Here is a 6,853-nt window from a genome sequence, read left to right on the forward strand (position 1 = left end):
AAGCCGTACTTCAGCGGCATGCCGATCAGGACCAGCACCACCAGCGCCACGCCCACGATCCAGGCGATCACGCGGTACCGGGTAAGGGCTCCGCCGGGCGGTCACCTTCTGGCGGGCCGTCCCGCCGGTCGCCGCCGCCCTGCACGCCGCGCCCGGGCTGCTCGCCCGGTTCGGCGTCGGCGAGGCCCCGCTGGGCTGGCAGGGCACGGTGAGCGTGTGGCGCGACGCCGCGGACCTGGTCGCGTTCGCGTACCGTCAGCCGGAGCACCGCGCCGCGATCACCCGCACCCCCACCGAGGGCTGGTACGCGGAGGAACTGTTCGCGCGGTTCGCGGTGGGCGAGGTGACCGGCGACCGCACGGTGCTGGGATGGGTTGCCCCCGAGAGCGACCCGCAGACGGCGAGAGGGAACGCATGAGGTTGGTGCGGTGGACGCCGGACGATCTGGTCCGGCGGCTGGACGACGTGGTGGCCGTCTACGGCGAGGCGATGGGCTACCGCGCCGACCTGCTGGAGGCCCGGCGCGGCTACATCGCCACCCACGTCCGCCGGCCCGGCTTCCGCGCCGTCGCCAGCCTCACCACCGAGGGACACCTGGCCGGCTTCGGCTACGGCTACCTCGGCGCCGCCGGCCAGTGGTGGCACGACCAGGTGCACCGGGCGCTGGACGCCGAGGCCCGGCAGCGCTGGCTGAGCCACTGCTTCGAGGTGGTCGAGCTGCACGTCCGCCCGCCCGCGCAGGGGCACGGCCTGGGCGCCGGCCAGCTGCGCGCCCTGCTCACCATGGCCGAGGGGAGCACCACCCTGCTCTCCACACCCGAGGCCGACGAGCAGCGCTCCCGGGCCTGGCGGCTCTACCGCCGGTTCGGCTTCGTCGACATCCTGCGCCACTTCCACTTCCCCGGCGACGAGCGGCCGTTCGGCGTGCTCGGCCGGGACCTGCCGCTCCCCCCACCCGGCCCCGGCGGCGCGCCCGCCCCGGAAAAGCCGTGACCCGGGGCCGGCTGCCCTGGGTGCTGCTGGCCGTCCTGGTCCTGGCCCAGATCTGCTACCCGCTCACCGGCGGCGCGACCCGGGCCGGGCTGACCGTGGCCACCGTCGGGCTCGGCTGGCTGCTCTCCGTGGGGCACGCCCTGCTCACCCGGGGCGCCCGCACCGCGCTCGCGCTGGTCGCCGTGGCCACCGGCGGCGGCTTCGCGATCGAGGCGCTCGGGGTGGCCACCGGCTTCCCGTTCGGCAGCTACGACTACTCCGGTGAGCTGGGCCCGAAGCTGGCCGGCGTGCCCCTGGTCATCCCGCTGGCCTGGACCTGGATGGCCTGGCCGGCCTGGCTCACCGCGGTCCGGCTCACCGGCTCCCGCCCGGGCCGGATCGCCCTGGCCGCGGTCGGGCTGGCCGCCTGGGACCTCTTCCTCGACCCGCAGATGGTGGCCGAGGGCTACTGGCGCTGGCGGGACGCCACCCCGGCCCTGCCCGGCCTGCCCGGCATCCCGGTCAGCAACTATCTCGGCTGGCTGCTCTTCGCGGTGCTGCTGACGGCCGCGCTGCGCCCGCTCGCCGGGCCGGCCGTCGACCGCGCCGACGGGCGGGACGCGCCGATGTTCGCGCTCTACCTGTGGACGTACGCCTCCAGCGTGCTGGCGCACGCGGTCTTCCTCCGGCTGCCCGCCTCGGCGGCCTGGGGCGCGGCCGGGATGGCGGTGGCCGCCGTGCCGCTGGCGGTGACGCTGCTGCGCGCCCGGCGGGACGGGGCCGGTCGCCGGGCGGCGGAACCGGCGCCCCGGGTCGACGCGCCGGCATGATCCCCGCGCTCGTCCTGGTCGCGGCGGTCGCCGCGCTCACCGCGCACACGCTGGTCAACGCCACCGCCTGGCTGCGCCGCCCGGGCGCCGGCCCGGTCGAGGTCGGCGAGGCGGTGGCGGTGCTGCTGCCACTGCGCGACGAGGCCGACCGGGTCACCCCGTGCCTGCGCGCGCTGCTCGCCCAGCGCGGCGTGCCGGAGCTGCGGATCGTGGTGCTCGACGACGGCTCGACCGACGGCACCGCCGACGTGGTCCGCGCGGTGGCCGGCGGCGACCCGCGGGTCACCCTGCTCACCGGGGTCGCCCCGCCGCCCGGCTGGCTGGGCAAGCCGCACGCCTGCTGGCAGCTCGCCACCCGCACCGGCCCGGCCCCGACCGTGCTGGCCTTCGTCGACGCCGACGTGGTGCTCACCCCGTACGCGGTCGCCGCGGCGGCGACCGAACTGCGCGCGGCGGGCGCGACGCTGCTGTCGCCGTACCCCCGGATCCTGGTGCGGACGGCGGCCGACCGGCTCGTGCAGCCGCTGCTGCAGTGGTTGTGGCTGACCTTCCTGCCGCTGCGCGCGATGGAACGCTCGCCGCGGCCGTCCCTCGCGGCGGCGGGCGGGCAGTTCCTGGTCGTGGACCGGGCCGGCTACCTGCGGGCCGGCGGGCACGCGGCGGTCGCCGACCGGGTCCTGGAGGACATCGAGCTGGCCCGGGCCGTGAAGCGGTCCGGCGGCCGGATCGCCCTCGCCGACGGCTCCCGGCTGGCGGCCTGCCGGATGTACGAGAGCTGGCCGCAGCTGCGCGACGGCTACACCAAGTCGCTCTGGGCCTCGTTCGGGCACCCGGCCGCCGCGGCCGTGGTGGTGGCCCTGCTGCTCCTGCTCTACACCGCTCCCCCGCTGCTCGCGGTCGGGCTCGCCTCGACAGCTCCCCGAGTGTCAATGGTTGCGCTCATCGCATACCTGCTGGGGGTGGTCGGGCGGGCGGTCAGCGCCCGGGCCACCGGCGGGCGGGCCTGGCCCGACGCGCTGGCACACCCCGTGTCGGTCGTGGTCCTCGGTTGGCTGACCCTCCGGTCGTACCATCTGCGGAAGCGACGCCGGCTCACCTGGCGGGGTCGCCCGGTCGGCTAGGAGGGGCGGCATGGCGCGGATCGTGGTCATCGGCGCCGGCGTGGGCGGGCTGGCCACCGCCGCCCGGCTGGCGGTCACCGGGCACGAGGTCACCGTCCTCGAGCGGGCCGACACGGTCGGCGGCAAGCTGGGCCGGCACCGGCACGACACCCCCGAGGGGCCGTGGCGCTTCGACACCGGGCCGAGCCTGGTCACCCTGCCGCAGGTGTTCCACGACCTGTTCGAGGCGACCGGCGCGAAGCTCGACGAATACCTGGACCTGGTGCCGCTGGACCCGATCGTCCGGCACGTCTTCCCCGACGGCGGCCCCGCCCTGGACTCCTGCGCCGACCCGGCCGAGTTCACCGCCCGGATCGGCGCGGCGCTCGGCGACCGGGCCGCCGCCGACTGGCAGCGGCTCTGGCGGCGGGCCGGCCGGGTGTGGGCGGCCTCGCACCGGGACGTGCTGCGCCGCACCATCGACTCCCCGCGCGACCTGGCCGCGCTGGCCTGGCGGCTGGGCGACCTCGCCGCCATCGGCCCCGGCCGCAGCCTGCGCGGGCTGGGCCGCCGGCACCTGTCCGACCCGCGGCTGCGGATGCTGCTCGACCGGTACGCCACCTACACCGGCGCCGACCCACGCCGGGCGCCGGCCGCGCTGGTCGCCGTCCCCTACGCCGAACTGGCGTACGGCGGCTGGTATCTGCGCGGCGGGCTGGGCACCCTGGCCGACGCGCTGCTGTCGCGCTGCCTGGACCTCGGCGTGGTGGTGCGGACCGGCGCCACGGTCACCCGGATCGACGCGGCCGGCGGCCGGGTGCACGGGGTACGCGTCGCCGGGATGGCCGCCCCCGTCCCCGCCGACGTGGTGGTGGCCAACGTCGACGCGCTGACCGTCTACCGGGACCTGCTGCCCACCCCGCGCCGGCTGGCCGGGCTCACCGACCGCAGCCTGGCCGGATTCGTGCTGCTGCTCGGCGTCCGCGGCGACTCCGGGCTGGCCCACCACACCGTCTTCTTCCCGCGCGACCACGACGCCGAGTTCGACGCGGTCTTCGGCGACCCGGGGCGGGGCGTCCGGGCCCGGCCGGCGCCCGACCCGACCGTCTTCGTCACGGTGGCCGACGACCCGACGGTCCGCCCGGACGGGCACGAGGCATGGTTCGTGCTGGTCAACGCGGCCCGGCACGGCACCGCCGCGGGCGCGGTCGACTGGCGGCGGCCGGGGCTGGCCGAGGCGTACGCCGACCGGATCCTCGACGTGCTCGCCGAGCGGGGCGTGGACGTGCGGGACCGGCTGGTGTTCCGGGAGATCCGCACCCCGGCCGACCTGGACGCGGCGACCGGCGCGCCGGGCGGGGCGATCTACGGCACGGCGGGCGGGCTGCTCCGCCCGGCCAACCGGGGCCCGGCGGCCGGGCTCTGGCTGGTCGGCGGCTCCAGCCACCCCGGCGGCGGCCTTCCCATGGTCACCCTCTCGGCCGAGATCGTCGCCGACGCCATCGGCCCGGCCTGGTAGACCCCGACCGGGCCGGGGTCAGTCGGCGTCGATCAGGGCGCGGCGGACGGCGGAGAGCAGCTGGCCGAGGCCGAAGCCGGCCAGCAGCACCCAGACCGTGGTGGCCATGGTGATGGTGCCGGCGGTCAGGTCGGCGTCGATCAGCCCGGTGAGCCCGGCGACCAGCAGCCCGACCAGGGCCACGCAGACCCGGGTGGGGCGTTCCCCCACGGTCACCGCGCCGATCTCCCGCATCCCGGCGGACACCGCCCGGGCCCGCACGTACTCGTGCAGCCAGGACAGGCCGCCGGCCGCGGCGACCAGCGCGCCGGGTGCGCCGAGCAGCCAGAACGCGACCAGCCAGGCGGCCTCGCCGAGCCGGTCGGCCACCGAGTCGTAGACGTAGCCGAGCCGGGTGGTGCGGTTGGTGGCCACCGCCACCGCGCCGTCGACGCTGTCCGCCACCGCCGCCAGCAGCACGAACAGCGCGCCCAGGAACGGCCCGTCGCCCGCCCGCCCCACCAGCAGGGGTACGCAGAGGCAGAGCAGCACCCCGACCACGGTCACCGGGGTCGGGCCGACCCGCAGCCGGCCCAGGATGTATCCCACGTGGTAGGCGAAGCGCAGCCAGGCGCGGACCACCGGCGCGGCGACCCGGGGATCGAAGCCGCCGTGCAGCCGCGCCCACGCGGTCGCGTACTGGTCCCAGTTCAGCTGTGTGCCCACCACGGGATCAACCGTAGAAGGGTGGCGCGGGTGTCGTGGGTCGGGCGGTCACACCCGCGCCCCGGCGCGCAGGCGCTGCCAGACCTCCCGGGTGGCCGTGGACCGGTTGAGGGTGATGAAGTGGATCCCCGGCACGCCCTCGTCCAGCAGCTTCGCGCACATCTCGCTCGCCTGCTCGATGCCGAGCCGGCGGACCGCCTCCGGGTCGTCGGCCACCTCGGCGAACCGTGCCGCGAGAGCCGGCGGGAACGGCGCGCCGGAGAGCTGCACGGACCGCTCGATGGTGCCCAGCTGGGTCACCGGCATCACCCCGGCCAGGATCGGGGTGTCGCAGCCCGCGGCGGCCACCCGGTCGCGCAGCCGCAGGTAGTCGTCGGCGTCGAAGAACATCTGGGTGATCGCGAACTCGGCGCCGGCGCGGCACTTGCGGACGAAGTGCGCGGTGTCGCTGGCCACGTCGGGCGAGCGCGGGTGCTTGTAGGGGAAGGCGGCCACCCCGACGCTGAAGTCGCCGGCGTCCCGGACCAGCCGGACCAGCTCCTCGGCGTACCGCACGCCCTCCGGGTGCCTGATCCACTCACCGCCCGGGTTGCCCGGCGGGTCGCCGCGCACGGCCAGCACGTTGCGCACCCCGACCGAGGCCAGCCGGCCGATGACGTGCCGCAGCTCGGCGACCGAGTGGTCGACGGCGGTGAGGTGCGCCATCGGTAGCAGGGTGGTCTCGGTGGCGATCCGCTCGGTCACCGCGACCGTGGTGTCCCGCGTCGAGCCGCCCGCGCCGTAGGTGATCGAGACGAACGAGGGGCGCAGCGACTCCAGCTCGCGGATGGCCTGCCAGAGCAGGCGCTCCCCCTGCGGGGTCTTCGGCGGGAAGAACTCGAAGGAGAAGGTGGGCCGGCCGTCGCGGATCAGCTCGCCGATGGCCGGCTGGGGGTTGGGGAGGACCGAGGGAAGACCGAGCGCCACGGACCGACTGTAACCGGCGGGCCCGGGCCGTCCCAGGGTCTTCCCAGCCCGCGAGCACGAGCGCGGCGGAGCGTCGTACCCCGGGAGTAGGAAGGGGGCAGCGCGGTGGGGCCGGCCGGTGGCCGGTCCCGGGGGCCCGCGCGGGGGTCGCCTCGATCGGCGGCGCGCCGGTCCGGCACCGCCGGGCGTCCGCGTCGCCGCCCGCGCCGTCGCCACCGGAGGACCCGATGACCCCGTCCCCGCCACCCGGCCCGCACCTGCTCGGGCCGCTCCTGGCCGAGCTGCGGGCGGCCCGCGGCTGGAGCCAGCAGCGGGTCGCCGCCGAGCTCTGCGCGGCCGCCGGTGTGCCGACCCTGACCCGGCACGAGGTGTCCCGGTGGGAGCGGCAGCGCCGGCTCCCCGGCGACTTCTGGTCCGGCTGGCTCGCGGTGGTCCTCGGCGTGCCGGGCGAGCTGCTCGCCGAGGCCGCCGCGCGAAGCCGCCGGCTCGGGGCGGTGCCGGCGGCCGTCGACCCGGCCGGCTCACGCGCGCGGCTGGCCCTGCTCACGCTGGCGCACCGCTGGGCGGCCGACCCGTCCGGCGGCACGCTGGGCGGCCCGCTCGCCGACCTGGCACCGGCCGAGCCGGGGCGCCGGGACCACCCGCCGGGCGGGGGCGACCTGGCCGAGCTGCGGCGCTGGGACGACCTGCTGGGCGGGGCGGCGCGGCGATCAGCTCCGGCTCGGCCCGGCGCAGCACGTCGGTCCAGAGGCCGATGTCGG

General features: G+C 77.3%; 7 protein-coding genes and 2 pseudogenes. 6 read left to right on the forward strand and 3 right to left on the reverse strand.

Translation table 11 applies throughout. The annotated features are described in order from the left end of the window. Positions 1 to 71 (reverse strand): annotated as a pseudogene (locus ABZV78_RS30855) (hypothetical protein); the annotation flags it as partial. A 23-nt stretch (positions 72 to 94) separates the two neighbouring features. Here ABZV78_RS30855 and ABZV78_RS30860 point away from each other — a divergent pair. The 5 genes and pseudogenes from ABZV78_RS30860 to crtI form a co-directional block, all read left to right on the forward strand. After that, positions 95 to 418 (forward strand): annotated as a pseudogene (locus ABZV78_RS30860) (monooxygenase); the annotation flags it as partial. Next, positions 415 to 993, forward strand: a complete 579-nt coding sequence (locus ABZV78_RS30865) for a GNAT family N-acetyltransferase (protein WP_355644262.1) — start codon at positions 415 to 417, stop codon at positions 991 to 993. The pseudogene ABZV78_RS30860 and the gene ABZV78_RS30865, both read left to right, overlap by 4 nt. Further along, positions 990 to 1,802: a carotenoid biosynthesis protein gene (locus ABZV78_RS30870; RefSeq protein WP_355644264.1), complete on the forward strand. Its 813-nt coding sequence runs from the start codon at positions 990 to 992 to the stop codon at positions 1,800 to 1,802. Before ABZV78_RS30865 ends, ABZV78_RS30870 begins: the two co-directional genes overlap by 4 nt. Further along, positions 1,799 to 2,923, forward strand: coding sequence for a glycosyltransferase family 2 protein (locus tag ABZV78_RS30875; RefSeq protein WP_355644266.1), 1,125 nt, complete (start codon positions 1,799 to 1,801; stop codon positions 2,921 to 2,923). The genes ABZV78_RS30870 and ABZV78_RS30875 overlap by 4 nt, the downstream gene beginning before the upstream one ends. Positions 2,924 to 2,933: 10 nt before the next feature. Further along, positions 2,934 to 4,421, forward strand: a complete 1,488-nt coding sequence (gene crtI, locus ABZV78_RS30880; RefSeq protein WP_355644267.1) for a phytoene desaturase family protein — start codon at positions 2,934 to 2,936, stop codon at positions 4,419 to 4,421. A gap of 18 nt (positions 4,422 to 4,439) precedes the next feature. Here crtI and ABZV78_RS30885 read toward each other — a convergent pair whose 3' ends face one another. Next, the gene (locus ABZV78_RS30885; protein ID WP_355644269.1) at positions 4,440 to 5,129 is read right to left on the reverse strand and encodes a CDP-alcohol phosphatidyltransferase family protein; all 690 of its coding nucleotides are present in this window, start codon (positions 5,127 to 5,129) and stop codon (positions 4,440 to 4,442) included. Between the two features lie 45 nt (positions 5,130 to 5,174). Continuing rightward, entirely contained in the window at positions 5,175 to 6,092 is a 918-nt protein-coding gene (gene metF / locus ABZV78_RS30890) for a methylenetetrahydrofolate reductase [NAD(P)H] (protein WP_355644271.1), read from the reverse strand. 227 nt (positions 6,093 to 6,319) lie between these two features. Between metF and ABZV78_RS30895 the strand changes: the two genes are divergently transcribed. Further along, a partial coding sequence (locus ABZV78_RS30895; protein WP_355644273.1) for a helix-turn-helix domain-containing protein occupies positions 6,320 to 6,853 on the forward strand: 534 nt, incomplete at its 3' end.

Origin of the sequence: Micromonospora sp. NPDC004540 (assembly GCF_040610095.1) — a bacterium.
GTDB lineage: Bacteria > Actinomycetota > Actinomycetes > Mycobacteriales > Micromonosporaceae > Micromonospora.